Consider the following 16,540-nt stretch of genomic DNA (forward strand, 5'->3'; position numbering starts at 1 on the left):
TGACGTTCGGGGGGAACAGATTTACCCGGACGTGGTGACGTCCGACCATGAGATCAGATACCAACAGCGACGGTTCGGGAGGCGACGAAACGCTTCGAATCGGGCTCAACGGCTTCGGACGAGTCGGACGGAGCCTCCTGCGCGCGTCGCTGACGCACGACGACGTCGACATCGTGGCGATCAACGACGTAATGGACGACGACGACATGGAGTATCTGCTCCGATACGACTCGGTCCACGGCCGGCTCGACGGGGTCTCCCGTCGCGGCGACACCCTCTTGGTCCACGACCAGGAGTTCCAGCTCCTCTCCGAGCGCGAGCCGTCGGAGATTCCGTGGGGCGAGTTCGATGTCGACGTCGCCTTCGAAGCGACCGGGCTGTTCCGGGCCCGCGAGGAGGCCGCCCAGCACCTCGAGGCCGGCGCCGACAAGGTGATCATCTCGGCGCCGCCGAAAGGCGAGACGGAGGTCCCGATGTTCGTCTACGGCGTCAACCACGAGAAGTACGACGGGGACGACGTCGTCTCGAACGCCTCCTGTACGACGAACTCCGTCGCGCCGGTTCTACAGGTTCTCGACGACGAGTTCCACGTCGTCTCCGGCCTCCTGATGACCGTCCACGCCTACACCGGCAGCCAGGGACTCGTGGACGGCCCCATGGACAAGCGACGGCGCGGCCGCGCCGCCGCCGAGAACATCGTCCCGACGACGACCGGAGCCGCGGGCGCGACGAGCGAGGTCTTGCCTGCCTTCGAAGGGAAGCTCGAGGGGATGGCGATGCGGGTTCCGGTCCCGAACGGCTCGATCACCGACATCACCGTCAACATCGAAGAAGCGGTGGAGCGAGACGACGTACTCGACGCGATCCGTGCGGCGGCCGACGACAGGTTGGCCGGCGTCCTCGGCTACACCGACGAAGAGATCGTCTCACGGGACATCGTCGGGCTGCCGTTCGCCTCGTACGTCGATCTCGAGTCCGTGATGGTCGCGGCGAACGATACGGTGAAAGTGCTGGCCTGGTACGACAACGAGTACGGCTTCTCGAATCAGATGATCGAACTCGCAAAACACGTCGCGAGGGAATCACGGAGCATCGACGTCGGACGGACCGTCGTCCACTGACGGGACCGAGACACGCGAGCACCAATCCCCAGCCATGACCACGTTTCGACCAATCGACGACCTCGAGCCCGGCCAGCGACTCCTCGTCCGGATCGACATCAACGCCGCCGTCGAGGACGGTACCGTACAGGACAGTCGTCGCTTCGCCCGCCACGCCGAAACGATCCACGAACTGCTCGCGGACAATCACGCCATCGCCGTACTGGCCCACCAGGGCCGGCCTGGCGAGGATACATTCGTCTCGCTCGAGGAACACGCCGAGATCCTCGGCGACCACCTCGACCATCCCGTCGCGTTCGTCTCCGATACCTGCGGCGAGGATGCGCTTTCGGCGATCGACGACCTCGAACCGGGCGACGTGCTTCTCTTCGAGAACGTCCGGATGTGCGACGGGGAGCTTCCCGAGGAAGAGCCGGAGACGAAGGCCGAGACGGACCTCGTCCGGACGCTCGCCCCGGAGTTCGACGCCTACGTCGGGGACGCGTACTCGACTGCGCACCGCTCACACGCCTCGATCGTCGGTTTTCCACACGTTATGGACGCCTACGCGGGTCGTGTGATGGAACAGGAGTACACGGCGATCACGGCCGTCCGGGACCGGACATTCGACGGCCCGGTCACGATGGTCCTCGGCGGGACGAAGGCCGAAGACGCGATCCCGATCGTCGAGCAACTCGACGACACCGTCGACCGGTTCTGTCTCGGTGGCGTCGTCGGGGAACTCTTCTTGCGGGCCGATGGCCATACTGTGGGCTACGACGTCGCGGATACCTCGCTTTTCGACCACCAGTGGGACGACCATCGGGACGACCTCGAGCGCATCCTCGAGGCCTATCGCGACCGGTTGCACCTCCCGACCGAGCTCGCCTACGAGGACGATGACGGCGAGCGCGCGGAGGTGGCGGTCGAGGGAACGACCAAGGAATGGCCGTTCCTCGACGTCGGTGCCGAGACGGCCGAGCGCTACGCCGACGTCGTCGCCGACTCCGCGGCTGTGTTCATCAAGGGGTCGCTCGGCGTGTTCGAGGACGAGCGGTTCGCCGACGGGACCGTCACGGTCCTCGCCGCGATGGCCGAGGCCGACTGCTTCTCGGTCGTTGGCGGCGGTGACACCGCCCGCGCAGTCGAACTGTACGATTTCGACGAGAACGACTTCTCGCGCATCACGATCGCCGGCGGGGCATACGTTCGCGCGCTCACCGGCGATCCGCTCGTCGGCGTCGACGTACTCGAATCCCATCACTGAAATGACTGGATCCACCACAGCCGTCGTCCTGGCCGGCGGCTACGCGACCCGACTGTGGCCGATCACGAGGTATCGACCCAAGATGTTCCTCCCGCTCGGCAAGACGACCGTTATCGATCGGATCTACGCCGAACTCGAGGGCCTCGATCGGATCGACGAAGTCTACGTGAGCACGAACGAACGGTTCGCCGCCGACTTCGAGGTCCACCTCGAGAACACACCCTACGACAAGCCCCGCCTGTCCGTCGAGGAAACGGCACACGAGGACGAGAAACTCGGCGTCGTCGGGGCGCTCGAGCAGTTGATCGACCGGGAAGGGCTCGACGAGGATCTGCTGGTGATCGCGGGGGACAACCTCTTCGACTTCGCTATCGAGGACTTTCTCCACTATTTCGACCGACGGGATGGGCCGGCGATCGCTGCCTACGACGTCGGCTCTCGGGAGCGAGCAACGTCCTACGGCGTGATCGAACTGGACGACGACCGCGTCGTCGACTTTCAGGAAAAGCCGTCCGAACCGGAGAGTTCCCTCGTCTCGATCGGCTGCTACGCGTTCCCCGGGGAGATGCTGTCACTGTTCACCCCGTACCTCGAAGCGGGGAACGATCCGGATGAACCCGGCTGGTTCATCCAGTGGCTCCAGGACCGGGAGCCGACCTACGCCTACACCTTCGACACCGCGTGGTTCGACATCGGTACCAGGAGGAGCTACCTCGACGCCGTTTCCTGGCACCTCGACGGCGACTCGCTGGTCGCCGATTCGGCGACCGTTCGGGAGAGCGCCGTCGGCGACGACGTCCACGTGATGCCGGGCGCGACCCTCGTCGACGCCGACATCGAACGGTCGGTAATCTTCCCGGACGTGGAACTCGAGTCTACGACCGTTCGCGACTCTCTCGTCGACGAGGGGGCCAGAATCAGCGGGTTCGACCTCGAGCGTGCCCTGATCGGAGCGTACACTCGGATTCCCGACGACCAGTAAAGCCGAGGCCCCAGTCACGTCCCCTGCGGAACGCCCCTTACCTGACGCTCTATCGTCGGTGGTCGTCGACGCTCACCAGCCGCTCGTGACCGACACGTAGACGCCGACGCCGAGCAGCAGTGCGCCGTAAAACGCCCAGCGTGGCCAGCCGGTTGCGAGGAACAACAGCGTCAGAAACAGGACCCACAGCGAGACGACGAGCAGGTCGGCGAGGAGACGGAGGGTCCCGGTCGTGACGGCGCTGAGAGCGTGTCGGGCACGGGCGGTTCGGGAACGGCGAGCGGAATCGTTACTCATGTGAATTGTGGGGTCTGCCGGTGCTCAGAAGTGGTATCCATGTTGTTCTGTCAGTCGATAGGCCCCGACACCCCAGACGTAGCTCTGGCCGGGCCACCACGTGCGGGCGTTGTTAAAGCCCGCGATGAGCACGTCGCGGTCGTCGCCTTCGGGGTCGCGGTGATAGCTCACGGAGCCACTGTCGCCGTCGGTCAGGTCCATCTCGCCGCCCCAGCGGAGCTGGCCGCGGCGACAGAAGTCGTCGGTAAAGCAAGTCACGGCGTCGATACCCTGGATCTTGCCGGTCGTGTGGCCAGTCAGCGCGCCGACCTTCTCGAGGTCCGCGTCCTGAGCGACGAGTGTGGCGAGGCCGAACCTGGTGAACTGGCCGCGAACCCGGGGTCGTGACGGCGCGTCGATACTGCTTGCGGGCTCGAGCGTCCCGGTGGGTTCGATAGCCGCGATGTCTACCATCGGGTGATGGCGTGCAACGGTTCCCAACTCGATCGAGTCCTCGTTTTCGCGTGGAAGCACGACGGTCCCATCGCTCACGTCGTGATCGCCGACGAACGCGTGTTCGGCAGTCACGAAGAACCGTCGTTGCCCGTCAGGGTGATACAGCGCCGGGCCGAGCGTCGCGATACTCGTGGGCGTTTCGCAGGTGACGCCGCTGGGAACCTGATCGTCCACGAGTGCGTCCGCCAGGCGCGGGTTTCGGTGTTTCGGGCCGTGCTGAATCTCGTCGACGTCGATGATCGTCTCCGCGTTGAGGTCGATGCCCTCTGCGAGATCTGCGACCATCTCGGGGATGGAGTGACCGTCGTTCGAGAGCCCGACGGAGACAGTGGCGGTCCCGCTGTCGAGGTTACCGGGAACGACTGCGCTGCCGAGGTAACCTGTAAAGCCGAGTCGGGCCAGTTGCTCGTTTACCTCGAAGGCCTTCTGGACGGCAGCGTACCACTCAGCGGGAACCGTTTGCGTCCGTTCCCGGATCGACCACGGATCGGCAGGGTCGTCCCTGACGAGGGCGGTGACGACGGGGACCTCGCCGTCGTCGGCTGTGAGAAAGTCGTCGACGCCGAGTACGGCAGCCATCCCAGCGGCGTAGCCGCCGCTGACGAGCGTCCGCAGGAACGCGCGTCGATCCATTCCGTGATCGAGCCGTTCTCGAAGCGTCGCGAGTCGGTGGACTGATTGATCGGTCTCTGTCTCCGGCATGTCGAGCTCCTGCCATCGCTACAGTTCCGTTCCGCTGCTGTTCCCGTCGTGGAACGAAGTCGGTAACCGTCGAAAGGAACGACAAAACCGACAAAAGAGATTCTGCCTGCAGGTGCCGAGGACGCGTCGGTTCGATCGGTAGCAGCCTGTTTCGAACTGTTATGCGCGGTTACTGATAGCTGTCGGCGCGCTACGCCTGTCATAACAATACCTCGTGTGATGGAATCGGCGCGTGCTCCCACTGGCACGACGCCGGTTCGATTCCGGTGGGGAGGCTATGTGTTCCGAGGGCGCGTTTCTGTGCCAGCACTTGCCGGGTGACGTCACGCCTGGCGAACTCGAGCGACTGCTCTGGGTCGTCGTTGCGCTTGCCCTGATCGCGGACGTCGTGACGACGTTCGTCGGCCTCAATCTGGGGCTGTCCGAGTCGAACCCGGCCGCACGCGGCGCGATCGAGGACCACGGACTGGCCGGCATGCTCGCCCTGAAGGCGTTTGCGGTCACCGTCGGCCTCGTCTGTCGCCCGCTCCTCGAGCGGCCGTATCGCCCGATCGTCCCGGCCGGACTCGCGGTGCCGTGGCTGGTAGCCGCGGCCCTGAACACTTACATGATTTCGGCCGTGGTTTAATACGGACACCTATCAGTCGGTCGAGGGGACGGCGCTCGGGCGGTGACCACTGTCGGCGGGTGGTCGACGTACGCACGGCACACGAGAGGCCTGCTCGATCCCTCACGATCGATCGTTTCGCACAATCCCTATTTCGCTCGAGTTGCTAGTAGTGACAATGCCAACGCCTCCGACTCACGACGACTCGCCTCCCCCACCCGAAGCGCAGAAGACGGTCCTCTTCTGTCCGGACTGTGGCCACTGGAGTCCGATCACCGGTGATTGGGACATCACGACGACCGCCGACGAGCGATTGCTGGTCTGTACTGTCTGTGGATCGATCGTCGACCGGCGATCAGACCCCATGGAAGCAACGTAGGGGCGCTGATACGCTCCAGTTACTGTCGTCCGCTCGCCACTGCGCTCACAGCGTTCGTCCCGTCCGAGCAACTGGCTTCGTGGGACCCACACCCCTCGTTCAGAGTGAAACGCGTCTCGAGCACCTGGGGGTGCACATATTCTCGGACGACAGTATCGTTCACATCGACGAGTCGGCAGCGACCTTACGAAAAGGAGTCGAGCTCGAGATCCCGGTTCGTCGTCGAGGGTGTGGTATCACGAAGTTGATCATACGTCGGGAGTTCCTCGAGCGAGGAATCACGGCGGACGGCCTTGACGATGTGTTTTGGATCGGTAACGAGACGATGAAGGAGATAGCTCCCTTGTGACCGGCCACCGCCGGTCTTTTCGGACTCGATGACGCCGAGAAACGCCTGTTCTTTGAGCTGGCGATAGAGGCCGTTTTCGGTGATCGGATCGTTGGCGACCAGTTCGCAGATGCCGACGTAGCGCTCGTAGATCTCCCGCGTCTTGTACGTCTCTCGACTGCCCGTAATGATGCGACTCGCGAGCGCATAGAGTGCGAGTTTCGCGTGGACGGTCGCCCCGCTGGTGAGCTCCTCGATCCGGTTGATCTCGGCGACCTCCTGTGCTTGTTGAATGTGGGCTTCCGAGACGGTCTCGCTGCCCGTTCGGCGGGCGAGTTCGCCGGCCTCCTTGAGGATCTCGATCGCCTTTCGGGCGTCGCCGTGTTTTTTGGCTGCGAGGGCTGCACAGAGTTCGATCGTCCCGTCTTCGAGTACGTCTGGCTGGAAGGCGTCCTCACGGTTGCGCATGATCTCGCGAAGCTGTGAGGCGTCGTACGGGTGGAAGAATAGTTCCCGATGACCGAAGCTGCTGTCGATCCGTTCGTCGAGGGTTTCCCGGTACTGGACCTTGTTACTGATCCCGATGACGCCGATGTAGGTGTCAGTCTTCTGTGCCTCACGCGCACGAGAGAGTTGCATTAGAATATTGCTGTTGTCGAGTTTGTCGATCTCGTCTAAAATAACGATGACCGCGTCGAAACAGTCCTCGAGAATCCTCCAGATGTGCTGGTAGTACTCCATCGTCCCGACACCGCGAAGCGGGATGTTCTGTTGATACTCGGTCTGCTCTTTCAAGCGAAGTGCTAACTGCCGTGTGGCACGGGTTTCGGTGTTCGCTTCCGAACAGTCGACGTAGAGAACGGCACAGTCGATTTCGTTGCTTCGAGCGGCGTTCTGAGCTCGAGTCGCGACGTGTCGAGAGATGAGACTCTTACCGGTTCCGGTCTTTCCGTAGATCATCACGTTGTTCGGCGGATCGCCACGTGTGATCGCGCCGACCTCTGCAGCGACAGATTGGATCTCGTCGTCACGCCCGACGATACGGTCCTCGTCCGGGACGTGGCCGACGTGGAGGAGTTCCTTCCGATTGAAGATAGGATCGTGAGATTGGAAAAGCGGGTCCCCACTGGTCTGCTCAGCCATAGTTCCGTTCTGGCAGACAGTACGTATAAATCTGTGGAAGGTGGTTCAGACTGATAAATTGGAGAGAGAAAGGCTGAAGCCGAGTTTTATCGATACACAGATCGAGCAATCAATCGGCCGGATGCAGACTGAACACCAGCACCTTCCCCCACAGCTCTTACGCACTTTACAGCGTCAACTCTGGATCAGATACGTTACGGCAGATACGCCACCACGGTGTACTCTTCCTCCGGCACACCCACCCCTCGTTCAGACTGAAACTGACATGTACGTGGTTAGTTGGTCTCGAAGAGACGTGGCGCTGATCAGCGGCGAATGCGATCGTTGGTGACCGAACGAGAACTACAGGCGGACAATGAATCCAGTTTCTCAAAAGACCACCCCAACATAATGTGTTAAATTATCATGGTGGTTCTAGAGAGCATACTACTATCTAGAAATTAGTATTGAATGTTATGGTATAGGTAAAATAGTCCTCGTCCAGAAAAATTCAAATCTCGATGATATTCCCACGGTAGACCGTCTTATTCGCCTGATCTCGTCCAGTCCAATCACACCCCTCCCTTGTTTAGGACTGTTTTCACTCTGAACAGGGGGTGTGCGTCCCCCCACTTTCGTTTTCCGCCGGACGCACACCGTCCGGAGTGACACCCAATTCAGAGTGACTACCGGCTATCACACCAGGAATGTTACTTCACTCTGAACGAGGGGTGTGAACGACCCACGTATCGTAGCAGGTCTGCGTGCGCGCCGAGCTCGATCACAGCCATCGCTTCGATTCGCCTTTCACTCTGAACGAGGGGTGTCCGTCACCGAAAGTTACCGTCATCCTTAGCTACTTGCTGCGACACTCTCGCAGCTGTAGAATCCTTAATAGTCGTTAAATACTGGTTTAATCGAGTCTAAACGACCTGTGTCTGAAGGGGTTAATTACCTGTGTCGTCGGTGTCGTTTCTCTCAATATTTAATTCTCTTTCAATTCCTTATATTGTCTTTTATGCACTATGAGGTGCATTCGTCACGTTTATTTTGGTTACCTCGGAAGCTACTGGCAATGTCAGACGAAGCCAACCCGTTCGAAAGTCTGCAATCGCAGATCGACGAGGCTGCAGCGTACCTCGACATCGGCGATGACGTGATCGAGCGTCTCAAACACCCCGAGCGAGTTCTCGAAACGAACCTCACGATCGAGCGTGACGACGGCGAACTCGAGCGCTTCAAGGCGTTCCGTTCGCAGTTCAACGGTGACCGCGGTCCCTACAAGGGCGGCATCCGCTACCACCCGGGCGTCTCCCGCGACGAGGTCAAAGCGCTGTCCGGCTGGATGACCTACAAGACGGCGATCGTCGACATCCCACTCGGCGGCGGTAAGGGTGGCATCATCATCGACCCTGCCGAGTACTCCGAGAGCGAACTCGAGCGACTCACCCGTGCGTTCGCGAAGGAACTTCGGCCGATGATCGGCGAGGACCGCGACGTCCCTGCGCCCGACGTGAACACGGGCCAGCGGGAGATGAACTGGATCAAAGACACCTACGAGACCCTCGAAAACACGACCGAACCGGGCGTCATCACGGGCAAGGCGCTCGATTCGGGCGGTAGCGAGGGTCGTGTCGAGGCAACCGGTCGCTCGACGGTCATCGCCGCACGCGAGGCCTTCGACTACCTCGACAAGGACCTCGAGGGTGCGACCGTGGCCGTCCAGGGCTACGGGAACGCGGGTTGGATCGCAGCCAAACTGATCGACGAGATGGGTGCGACCGTCGTCGCCGCCAGTGACTCGAGCGGTGGCATCTACAACCCCGACGGCTTCGACCCCGTCGCAGTGAAAGATCACAAGAACGAGACCGGCAGCGTCGTCGGCTACGCGGAGAGCGACGAGGAAATCACCAACGAGGACGTGCTCACGCTCGACGTCGACCTGCTGATTCCCGCCGCACTCGAGAACGCGATCGACGCCGACCTCGCCGAAGACGTCAAAGCCGACGTCATCTCGGAGGCCGCGAACGGGCCGCTTACGCCCGCCGCCGACGAAGTCCTCGAGGACAAGGACGTCTTCGTCATCCCGGACATCCTCGCGAACGCGGGCGGTGTCACCGTCTCGTACTTCGAGTGGGTCCAGAACCGCCAGCGCTTCTCCTGGTCCGAAGAACGTGTCAACGAGGAACTCGAGGGAGTCATCGTCGACGCCTTCGACGCACTGGTCGAGACCTACGAGGAACACGACCTCGACAACCCACGAACTGCCACGTACGTCGTCGCGATCCAGCGCGTCGCCGACGCCTTCGAGGAAGCCGGCAGCTGGCCCTGATACGGTCTGCTGTCCCGATTTACCGATGGAACCGCAGCGGGTCGCGGTCTCTCCGGCACTGACTGACAGGAGTCCGCATGAGTTCGGGACCGCCGCTCGCCGTACGATTCGAACACTGATTTTTCGGCGACACAGATAGTCTCGGGACCAACAAACACTTAGTAACTGACGAGCCAGTTACGGTGAGATGAATCGACGAACCGTTCTCGCAGGGCTCGGAGCTGCTGGCTTTGCAGGGCTTTCGGGCTGTCTGGGGCTGGTCGGATTGGACGAACACGAGTCGTCGCCCGCGGGTGTCGAGGCTGGTGCTCGAGAGGAGACAGGCTACGAACAGACGGCTATCGAACCGCTCTCCGTCGAGCGGGAGGTCGGACCGACGAACGAGACCGTCACCGTCACCAACTACATGACCGCCCACGAGAAGTCGGTGGACATGCAGCTCCTGGGCAGCCGACGCGGTGCCGTGTTCAACGTCTTGACGACTCCGCAGGTGAGCATTCTCGGCCGCGAACTCAATCCCGTCGAGGAGATGTCGACACAGGAACTCGTCGATCTCGTCAGACAGAATTACGACGGGATCGAGAACATCGAGCACGAAGACGACACCGACGTCACGGTTCTCGGCCAGTCGACGACGCAATCGCGGTTCACCGCCGACGCAGAGTTCGACGGACAGGACGTCCCCGTCAACGTCCACATCACCGAAGCCGTCGAAGCCGACGATGACCTGCTCGTGACCATCGGCGTCTATCCCGAGTACGTACAGCCCCAGGAGGAACCGAACATCACGACACTCGTGGAAGGGGTGACGACCGACGTCGACGAGGACGCCTCGAGTGACGGGACCGAGTCCGACGATAGTGGGAACCAGAGCACCGATGACAGCGGAAGCGACGAGGACAGTGACAACGAAACCGACGACAACGAGAGCAGCAAGAACGAAAGTGACGACGACGGTCTCCTCGGCTGAAGCCGCCGACTGACGGCCAACGAACCTCCTCTTATCGCCAGCCGTCGTCTTCGTCGTCCTCGTCGTCCCAGTTGGAGTCGCCCCGGCCGGATTCATCGGTCCGGTCGTTCGAGTTCGGCTCGTCCTGAGCGTCGTCGTGTCCCCACGGATCGGATGTGTCGTCCCATCCACGATCGTCTCCGTCCTCATCGGCTCCGTCGCGGTCCGCGGTCCAGCCACCGCTCGAGTCGCCGGTTCGGCCGGGACTGTCGCCCCGAACCGCCGCTCGCTGCTCAGGGATCAGATCGAGATCCGGGTCCGTATCGCCAAGCACCAACAGCGCGTAGTAGCGGAGGTAGCTGACGATCGGCACCTGGATCAACAGGGCAGCCAGGAGGATCACTGGGAGGCCGAACAGGAGCACGACGATGGCGAGAGGCGGAATGATCAGAAGAATCAGAAACGGGATCAGCAGAACGAGAAAGAGGATGCCGGTGACGAAAGACAGCACCAACTGGAGCACCCAGACGAGCAGGAGGTAGACGGCGTATTCGGCCCAGTTCGCTCGCAGCGTCGGCCAGAACCGCTTCCAGGCGGCAACGACGCCGAGATCGTGCTCGAGCATCGTCGGCGCGACGAAGACGGTGGTGAATCGATCGACGATGGCGAAGGCGAGACCGACCGGAATCGCGAGCAGAACCAGGACACCGATCAAACCCAGCGAGACGGTCCCCGACGTCGAAAAGACGATGGCAAGTACGGGAAGACCGAACAGGACGAGGCCGATCAGTCCGAGTCCGACGCGGAATCCGAATAGACGGGTGCCGTGGCCGACGTTGCGTTTCGTGTAGCGACGGATGTGGACTTCGCCCGAGCGCAGCGACTCGAGGAAGGTAAACTCGAACAGCGAACTCAGGAAGAGAAAGCCGAGTCCGACGACGAGTACGACGAGCGCGATCGCGATCAGTATCGGTAACATCTCTCCAACGTCGACGCTCGCCCCCGGGTCAGTCCCTGGCTCCGGTGTCGGTTCGCCGCCGAAGCCACCACCGCCGCCGAACGACATCGGCGAACCGACGCCGGCACCGCCGACGAAGAAGACGACGAACGCCAGCTTGAGCCACATCCAGGGACGGATCGGCGTCAGGAACTCGCGAGTCACGTCGATCGCGTCACTCAGGTCGTCGATCGCGAACATAGTCGTCGATTATCGTTCCTCGAGTGATAATATTGTTGTTCTGTTACTAACGTCACAGTCACTGATTCGATCCGTGTTATCTGGGACTGGACACGTCACGAACCGCCAGCATCGTCGGCGTATGACTCCAAGACGGCAGACACGTTCCGGCGGTAACAGGTCGAGACGCATTTAACGCCCACGGCCCTGAGTGGGTGATATGGATATCCGCCGGCTCGCGCGAGGAACCGTCGAGTGGAGCCGCATCGAGCGCGTCGCCCGGACGCTGGCGGACCGCTACGACCGCGAGACGGTCCGCGTGGAGTTCCTCGAGGCCGACAACTGGCTCTCGACGCCGTGTGTGATCGACGACGAGTGGTTCGTCAAGATCGTTTCCCGGCAGAACGCCCTAGTCCACGCGGTGTTGACAACCGGCCGGAACGTCGGCGCGTTCTCCTCGGGTACCGAGGGATTTTTCGACCGCTTCGACACGCCCCGCGAGATGGTCGAACACGAGTACGAGGCGACCCAGCGGATGCGCGAGATCGGCGTCAACGCGCCACGGCCGATCGACGCCTTCGAGGTCAACGGGCTCGGCGTGCTCGTCCTCGAGTACCTCCCCGACTTCGAGTCGCTCGATGACGTCTCCGACGCCGTGGTCGCGCGGCGAGCGCCGGAGCTGTTCGCGATGCTCGCGACCGTTCACGACCACGGGCTCGCTCACGGCGATCTGCGCGCGGAAAACATCCTGCTCTGTGACGACGAGTTCTACTTCATCGATGCCACGAGCGTCCACGACGACCGCGTCGAGGAGACGACGGCCTACGATCTGGCCTGCGCGCTGGCGGTCCTCGAGCCGCGGATCGGGCCGCGCGAGGCCGTCAACGCCGCGGCGACAGCCTACGATCCATCGACGCTACTCTCGGCACGGGAGTTTATCGATTTCGTCCGATTGCGCCCCGACCACGAGTTCGACTCGACGACGCTGCGGAGCGAACTCGAGAAGGCGGCTGATCTCGGCGGCGGGTGAGCGACCGTCGATCGGCTGCCAGCGCCGGGTCCGAACAGTACCGACTGCTCGCCACACGCCACTGCAGGCACCACGGGTTTTCGCGGCGTGGCACTACCGCGGCGTATGTGTGCACTGTTCACCGACGACGACGTCGGCAAGCGGGTCGAAACCGTGGATGGCGAGCCGCTGGGTACCGTCCGGATGACAGAACCGGAGACGGCCTACGTGGACGCGATCGACGGGGCGACGAGTGCCATCCGGGCCATCCTCGAGTCGGACGCCGACGAGGATAGTGTCGTCCCGCTGGACGAAGCCGCCGTAAGCGAGGTCACCGGCGATGTGATCCGGCTCGAGGCCGATCGCTCGTCGCTGGACGAATCGACCAACGGGACGGATCCCGTCATCGAGCGCGACGAGCACACGGAACGGCGAGACGACAGCGACGAACAGCGGACGCTGGGGCCACAGCCGGGCGCACCCGGCGAGCCGGCCGAGAGCGAGGAGGGGCGGACGGGACAGGGCCTCGAGCCGTCGACGGAGGAGATGACGGAGGCAGGCGAGGAGCGACATCCGGATATGGAGGACGCACCGCCGGAGGGAGACCGAACCGTGACGACGGAACGCGGGGAAGAAGAGGATCGATAGTCGGTCCAACTGGACCGATCGTTCTGGAACCGATTCGATGCCAGTCGAACGCTCGTCACGTCGACTCCGCGGCTGCCTCGATATATGTGAACTACCATCAAGATTTTCAGCGCGCCCGCCCTTACCTCTCGTATGAGCCAGCAAGCCACCGAACAGGTACACGGCCACTACATCGGCGGCGAGTGGACCGATGGCGATGGCGCCACCTTCGAGAGCGAGAATCCCGCTACCGGCGAGACGCTGGCGACGTTCCGGCGCGGGACCGGGGCCGACGTCGACGCGGCGCTCGAGGTCGCCGAATCGGCTTTTCCGGCGTGGCGCAACCTGTCGTATATCGACCGCGCGGAGTACCTCTGGGACATCTATCACGAGTTGCGCGATCGCCACGAGGAACTCGGTGAGGTCGTCACCAAGGAGTGTGGCAAGGAGATCTCGGAGGGGAAAGCCGACGTAACCGAGGCCTGGCACATGGTCGAGTGGGCGGCGGGGAACGCACGCCACCCCCACGGCGACGTGGTCCCCTCCGAGGTCGCGGGCAAGGACTCCTACATGCGGCGCAAACCGCGGGGTGTCGTCGGCTGTATCACGCCGTGGAACTTCCCGGTCGCGATCCCCTTCTGGCACATGGCCATCGCGCTGGTCGAGGGCAACACGGTCGTCTGGAAACCAGCCGAACAGACGCCGTGGTGTGGCCAGATCATCGCCGAGATGTTCGAAGACGCCGGTATCCCCGACGGCGTCTTCAACATGGTCCAGGGCTTCGGCGACGCCGGCGCAGCCATCACCGACGACGAGCGCGTGGATACGGTCCTCTTTACCGGTTCGGCCGAGGTCGGCCACGAGATCGGCGACAAGGTCGGCGGCGAACCCGGGAAGCTCGCGGCCTGTGAGATGGGTGGTAAGAACGGGATCGTGATTACGGAAGAGGCCGACATGGACACCGCGGTCCACGCGGCGATTATGTCGAGCTTCAAGACGACCGGCCAGCGCTGTGTTTCGAGCGAGCGCCTGATCGTCCACGAGGATGTCTACGACGAGTTCAAAGCCCGATTCGTCGACGTCGCCGAAGCCGTCGCGGTCGGCGATCCGCTCGCAGCGGACACCTTCATGGGGCCGGCGATCGAGGCCGACCACGTCGAGAAGATCCGGGAGTACAACGACCTCGCACGCGAGGAAGGTGCGGACGTGCTGGTCGATCGCTTCGAACTCGAGGACAGCGAGATTCCCGACGGCCACGAGGGCGGCCACTGGGTCGGCCCGTTCGTCTACGAGATCGACTACGAGCCCGATCTGCGCTGTCTGAACGAGGAGTGTTTCGGCCCGCACGTCGCCTTGCTCGAGTACTCGGGCGACGTCGAACGTGCAGTCGAGATCCACAACGCCACCCCATACGGGCTCGCGGGCGCGATCATCTCGGAGGACTACCGCCAACTCAACTACTTCCGAGATCACGCCGAGGTGGGACTCGCCTACGCGAACCTGCCGTGTATCGGCGCGGAGGTTCAACTCCCCTTCGGCGGCGTCAAGAAGTCCGGCAACGGGTATCCGAGCGCGCGCGAGGCCATCGAAGCCGTCACCGAGCGCACCGCCTGGACGATGAACAACGCCGACGAGATCGAGATGGCCCAGGGGCTGTCGGCCGACATCAAGACCTCCGAAGACTGAGACGGTCTCTATTTACCGGCCTCTGATAGTACCAGTGCCACGGTAGCAGTCCCCTCGTTATCAACGGGCCGGTTACCTCTCAGTTCTCACCGGCAAACGAACCGCTTATCCGACGATTCATGGAAGAGGTCGGTACATGAAGGCAGTCGTCCTCGCTGCAGGCCAGGGCACGCGCATGCGACCGCTCTCCGAATCGATTCCGAAACCCATGCTGCCGGTCGCCGACCGGCCGCTCGCGGCCCATACCGTCGACGCGGCGATCGAGGCCGGTGCCACCGAAGTCGTGCTGGTAATCGGCTACGAGGCCGAGACGGTCCGGGACTACTTCGGCGCCGAATACCGCGGCGTCCCGATCTCGTATGCCGTCCAGGAAGAACAGGCCGGGACGGCCGACGCCGTCAACGCCGCCCGCGATCACCTCGAGGGCCCCTTCGCCGTCCTCAACGGTGACAACCTCTACGATCAGGCTGCGATCGACCGGCTGTTCGACGCCTGTCCGGCCGTCTGTGCGATCGAGGTCGCCGATCCGAGCAACTATGGCGTTCTCAGCACCGAACCCGGGCGGGACGGCTCCGTGACGGGGATCGTCGAGAAACCCGCCGAGCCGCCGACGAACCTCGCCAACGCGGGGGCCTACGCTTTCCCAGCCGACGCCCGCGAGTGGCTCGAGGTGCCCGAAAGCGAGCGCGGTGAACACGAAATCACTGACGTCGTCGCCCGCGTGATCGACGAATACGACGTCACGCCCGTCACCCTCGAGCGGTGGCTCGACGTCGGCCGCCCCTGGGAGTTACTCGAGGCAAACGAGTGGAAACTCGCGGACCTCGAGCGCCGCGTCGACGGCGACGTCAGCGAGGACGCCACGCTCGAGGGTCCAGTCGTCGTCGAGGAGGGTGCGACGGTCGAGTCCGGCGTCGTGATCGAGGGCCCGGCGCTGATTCGCGAGGGAGCGGAGATCGGACCGAACGCCTACGTCCGTGGCGCGACGCTGATCGGAGCCGACGCCGAAGTCGGCCACGCCGTCGAGGTCAAAAACAGCGTCATCTCGGAGGGGACGTCGGTCAGTCACCTCTCCTACGTCGGCGACAGCGTCCTCGGCCGGCACGTCAACTTCGGCGCGGGAACGAACGTCGCGAACCTGCGCCACGACGACGACGACATCCGGTTTACGGTCAAGGGCGAGCGCGTCTCGACTGACCGGCGGAAGTTCGGTGTCGTTGCCGGCGACGGCGTCAAAACCGGGATCAACACGAGTCTCACGCCTGGCCTGAAGCTCACGACCGGCGCGACGACCATGCCCAGCGAAACCGTCGAGCGGGATCGGTAGCGATAGGAGCCACTGACCGTCACGGCACACTCGATCGCCCGATTGCTCTCCGGTGGAGTATTACTCGTTTCGGCGATGCCTCTCCTGCTGACGACCGATCGGAGTGGTATAGAGGGGCCAGACCGACGCCGTTGCGTGTAAACAATCTTTTATA

At 62.9% G+C, this 16,540-nt stretch carries 15 protein-coding genes; 11 read left to right on the forward strand and 4 right to left on the reverse strand.

Annotation, left to right across the window (positions count from 1 at the left end; genetic code table 11):
• The first annotated feature begins 47 nt into the window (after nucleotides 1-47).
• Genes gap through ACFR99_RS10515 form a run of 3 tightly spaced genes read left to right on the forward strand, consistent with a single transcriptional unit; the run spans nucleotide 48 to nucleotide 3,349 of the window.
• Nucleotides 48-1,121, forward strand: coding sequence for a type I glyceraldehyde-3-phosphate dehydrogenase (gap, locus tag ACFR99_RS10505; RefSeq protein ID WP_390287045.1), 1,074 nt, complete (start codon nucleotides 48-50; stop codon nucleotides 1,119-1,121).
• A 34-nt stretch (nucleotides 1,122-1,155) separates the two neighbouring features.
• Complete coding sequence (locus ACFR99_RS10510; protein ID WP_390287047.1) at nucleotides 1,156-2,367, forward strand: phosphoglycerate kinase; 1,212 nt, start codon at nucleotides 1,156-1,158, stop codon at nucleotides 2,365-2,367.
• A gap of 1 nt (nucleotide 2,368) precedes the next feature.
• Nucleotides 2,369-3,349: a sugar phosphate nucleotidyltransferase gene (locus ACFR99_RS10515; protein WP_390287049.1), complete on the forward strand. Its 981-nt coding sequence runs from the start codon at nucleotides 2,369-2,371 to the stop codon at nucleotides 3,347-3,349.
• A 72-nt stretch (nucleotides 3,350-3,421) separates the two neighbouring features.
• Here ACFR99_RS10515 and ACFR99_RS10520 read toward each other — a convergent pair whose 3' ends face one another.
• Nucleotides 3,422-3,646: a hypothetical protein gene (locus ACFR99_RS10520; protein WP_390287052.1), complete on the reverse strand. Its 225-nt coding sequence runs from the start codon at nucleotides 3,644-3,646 to the stop codon at nucleotides 3,422-3,424.
• A gap of 24 nt (nucleotides 3,647-3,670) precedes the next feature.
• Nucleotides 3,671-4,843, reverse strand: coding sequence for a hypothetical protein (locus tag ACFR99_RS10525; RefSeq protein WP_390287054.1), 1,173 nt, complete (start codon nucleotides 4,841-4,843; stop codon nucleotides 3,671-3,673).
• Nucleotides 4,844-5,120: 277 nt separating this feature from the next.
• On the opposite strand from ACFR99_RS10525, the gene ACFR99_RS10530 reads away from it, so the two are divergent.
• Together ACFR99_RS10530 and ACFR99_RS10535 are read left to right on the forward strand one after the other, a co-directional pair.
• Nucleotides 5,121-5,471 (forward strand): DUF5658 family protein, encoded by a 351-nt coding sequence (locus ACFR99_RS10530; RefSeq protein ID WP_390287056.1) that lies wholly within the window; start codon nucleotides 5,121-5,123, stop codon nucleotides 5,469-5,471.
• A 157-nt stretch (nucleotides 5,472-5,628) separates the two neighbouring features.
• Nucleotides 5,629-5,829, forward strand: a complete 201-nt coding sequence (locus ACFR99_RS10535) for a DUF8106 domain-containing protein (RefSeq protein WP_390287058.1) — start codon at nucleotides 5,629-5,631, stop codon at nucleotides 5,827-5,829.
• A 184-nt stretch (nucleotides 5,830-6,013) separates the two neighbouring features.
• Here the strand turns inward: ACFR99_RS10535 and ACFR99_RS10540 are convergent, their stop codons facing one another.
• Nucleotides 6,014-7,300 carry a Cdc6/Cdc18 family protein gene (locus ACFR99_RS10540; protein WP_390287059.1) on the reverse strand — a complete coding sequence of 429 codons (1,287 nt, stop codon included), beginning with the start codon at nucleotides 7,298-7,300 and terminating at the stop codon, nucleotides 6,014-6,016.
• 1,054 nt (nucleotides 7,301-8,354) lie between these two features.
• On the opposite strand from ACFR99_RS10540, the gene ACFR99_RS10545 reads away from it, so the two are divergent.
• Together ACFR99_RS10545 and ACFR99_RS10550 are read left to right on the forward strand one after the other, a co-directional pair.
• The gene (locus ACFR99_RS10545) at nucleotides 8,355-9,611 is read left to right on the forward strand and encodes a Glu/Leu/Phe/Val family dehydrogenase (RefSeq protein ID WP_390287061.1); all 1,257 of its coding nucleotides are present in this window, start codon (nucleotides 8,355-8,357) and stop codon (nucleotides 9,609-9,611) included.
• A gap of 187 nt (nucleotides 9,612-9,798) precedes the next feature.
• The gene (locus ACFR99_RS10550; protein WP_390287063.1) at nucleotides 9,799-10,581 is read left to right on the forward strand and encodes a DUF6517 family protein; all 783 of its coding nucleotides are present in this window, start codon (nucleotides 9,799-9,801) and stop codon (nucleotides 10,579-10,581) included.
• Nucleotides 10,582-10,612: 31 nt separating this feature from the next.
• Here ACFR99_RS10550 and ACFR99_RS10555 read toward each other — a convergent pair whose 3' ends face one another.
• Nucleotides 10,613-11,758 carry a DUF7544 domain-containing protein gene (locus tag ACFR99_RS10555; protein WP_390287065.1) on the reverse strand — a complete coding sequence of 382 codons (1,146 nt, stop codon included), beginning with the start codon at nucleotides 11,756-11,758 and terminating at the stop codon, nucleotides 10,613-10,615.
• Between the two features lie 199 nt (nucleotides 11,759-11,957).
• Here ACFR99_RS10555 and ACFR99_RS10560 point away from each other — a divergent pair, with 199 nt between their 5' ends.
• From ACFR99_RS10560 to glmU, 4 genes are all read left to right on the forward strand, one after another.
• A complete protein-coding gene (locus ACFR99_RS10560) occupies nucleotides 11,958-12,767 on the forward strand; it encodes an RIO1 family regulatory kinase/ATPase domain-containing protein (protein WP_390287067.1) in 810 nt (269 codons plus the stop codon).
• A 105-nt stretch (nucleotides 12,768-12,872) separates the two neighbouring features.
• Nucleotides 12,873-13,394, forward strand: coding sequence for a prolipoprotein diacylglyceryl transferase (locus tag ACFR99_RS10565; protein ID WP_390287069.1), 522 nt, complete (start codon nucleotides 12,873-12,875; stop codon nucleotides 13,392-13,394).
• Between the two features lie 132 nt (nucleotides 13,395-13,526).
• Nucleotides 13,527-15,059, forward strand: a complete 1,533-nt coding sequence (locus ACFR99_RS10570) for an aldehyde dehydrogenase family protein (protein WP_390287071.1) — start codon at nucleotides 13,527-13,529, stop codon at nucleotides 15,057-15,059.
• Between the two features lie 136 nt (nucleotides 15,060-15,195).
• A complete protein-coding gene (glmU, locus tag ACFR99_RS10575; RefSeq protein ID WP_390287073.1) occupies nucleotides 15,196-16,386 on the forward strand; it encodes a bifunctional sugar-1-phosphate nucleotidylyltransferase/acetyltransferase in 1,191 nt (396 codons plus the stop codon).
• The last annotated feature ends 154 nt before the right edge of the window (nucleotides 16,387-16,540 follow it).

The sequence above is a fragment of the Haloarchaeobius amylolyticus genome, assembly GCF_042678045.1.
Classification (GTDB): Archaea; Halobacteriota; Halobacteria; order Halobacteriales; family Natrialbaceae; genus Natrinema; species Natrinema amylolyticus_A.

Bases quoted from the DNA above. Each gene is read 5' to 3' on its own strand.
- ACFR99_RS10560 (WP_390287067.1), top strand. From the start codon at position 11,958: ATGGATATCCGCCGGCTCGCGCGAGGAACCGTCGAGTGGAGCCGCATC.
- ACFR99_RS10520 (WP_390287052.1), bottom strand. From the start codon at position 3,646: ATGAGTAACGATTCCGCTCGCCGTTCCCGAACCGCCCGTGCCCGACAC.
- ACFR99_RS10550 (WP_390287063.1), top strand. From the start codon at position 9,799: ATGAATCGACGAACCGTTCTCGCAGGGCTCGGAGCTGCTGGCTTTGCA.
- ACFR99_RS10555 (WP_390287065.1), bottom strand. From the start codon at position 11,758: ATGTTCGCGATCGACGACCTGAGTGACGCGATCGACGTGACTCGCGAG.
- ACFR99_RS10530 (WP_390287056.1), top strand. From the start codon at position 5,121: ATGTGTTCCGAGGGCGCGTTTCTGTGCCAGCACTTGCCGGGTGACGTC.
- ACFR99_RS10535 (WP_390287058.1), top strand. From the start codon at position 5,629: ATGCCAACGCCTCCGACTCACGACGACTCGCCTCCCCCACCCGAAGCG.
- ACFR99_RS10515 (WP_390287049.1), top strand. From the start codon at position 2,369: ATGACTGGATCCACCACAGCCGTCGTCCTGGCCGGCGGCTACGCGACC.
- ACFR99_RS10565 (WP_390287069.1), top strand. From the start codon at position 12,873: ATGTGTGCACTGTTCACCGACGACGACGTCGGCAAGCGGGTCGAAACC.
- ACFR99_RS10540 (WP_390287059.1), bottom strand. From the start codon at position 7,300: ATGGCTGAGCAGACCAGTGGGGACCCGCTTTTCCAATCTCACGATCCT.
- ACFR99_RS10570 (WP_390287071.1), top strand. From the start codon at position 13,527: ATGAGCCAGCAAGCCACCGAACAGGTACACGGCCACTACATCGGCGGC.
- ACFR99_RS10545 (WP_390287061.1), top strand. From the start codon at position 8,355: ATGTCAGACGAAGCCAACCCGTTCGAAAGTCTGCAATCGCAGATCGAC.
- glmU (WP_390287073.1), top strand. From the start codon at position 15,196: ATGAAGGCAGTCGTCCTCGCTGCAGGCCAGGGCACGCGCATGCGACCG.
- ACFR99_RS10525 (WP_390287054.1), bottom strand. From the start codon at position 4,843: ATGCCGGAGACAGAGACCGATCAATCAGTCCACCGACTCGCGACGCTT.
- gap (WP_390287045.1), top strand. From the start codon at position 48: ATGAGATCAGATACCAACAGCGACGGTTCGGGAGGCGACGAAACGCTT.
- ACFR99_RS10510 (WP_390287047.1), top strand. From the start codon at position 1,156: ATGACCACGTTTCGACCAATCGACGACCTCGAGCCCGGCCAGCGACTC.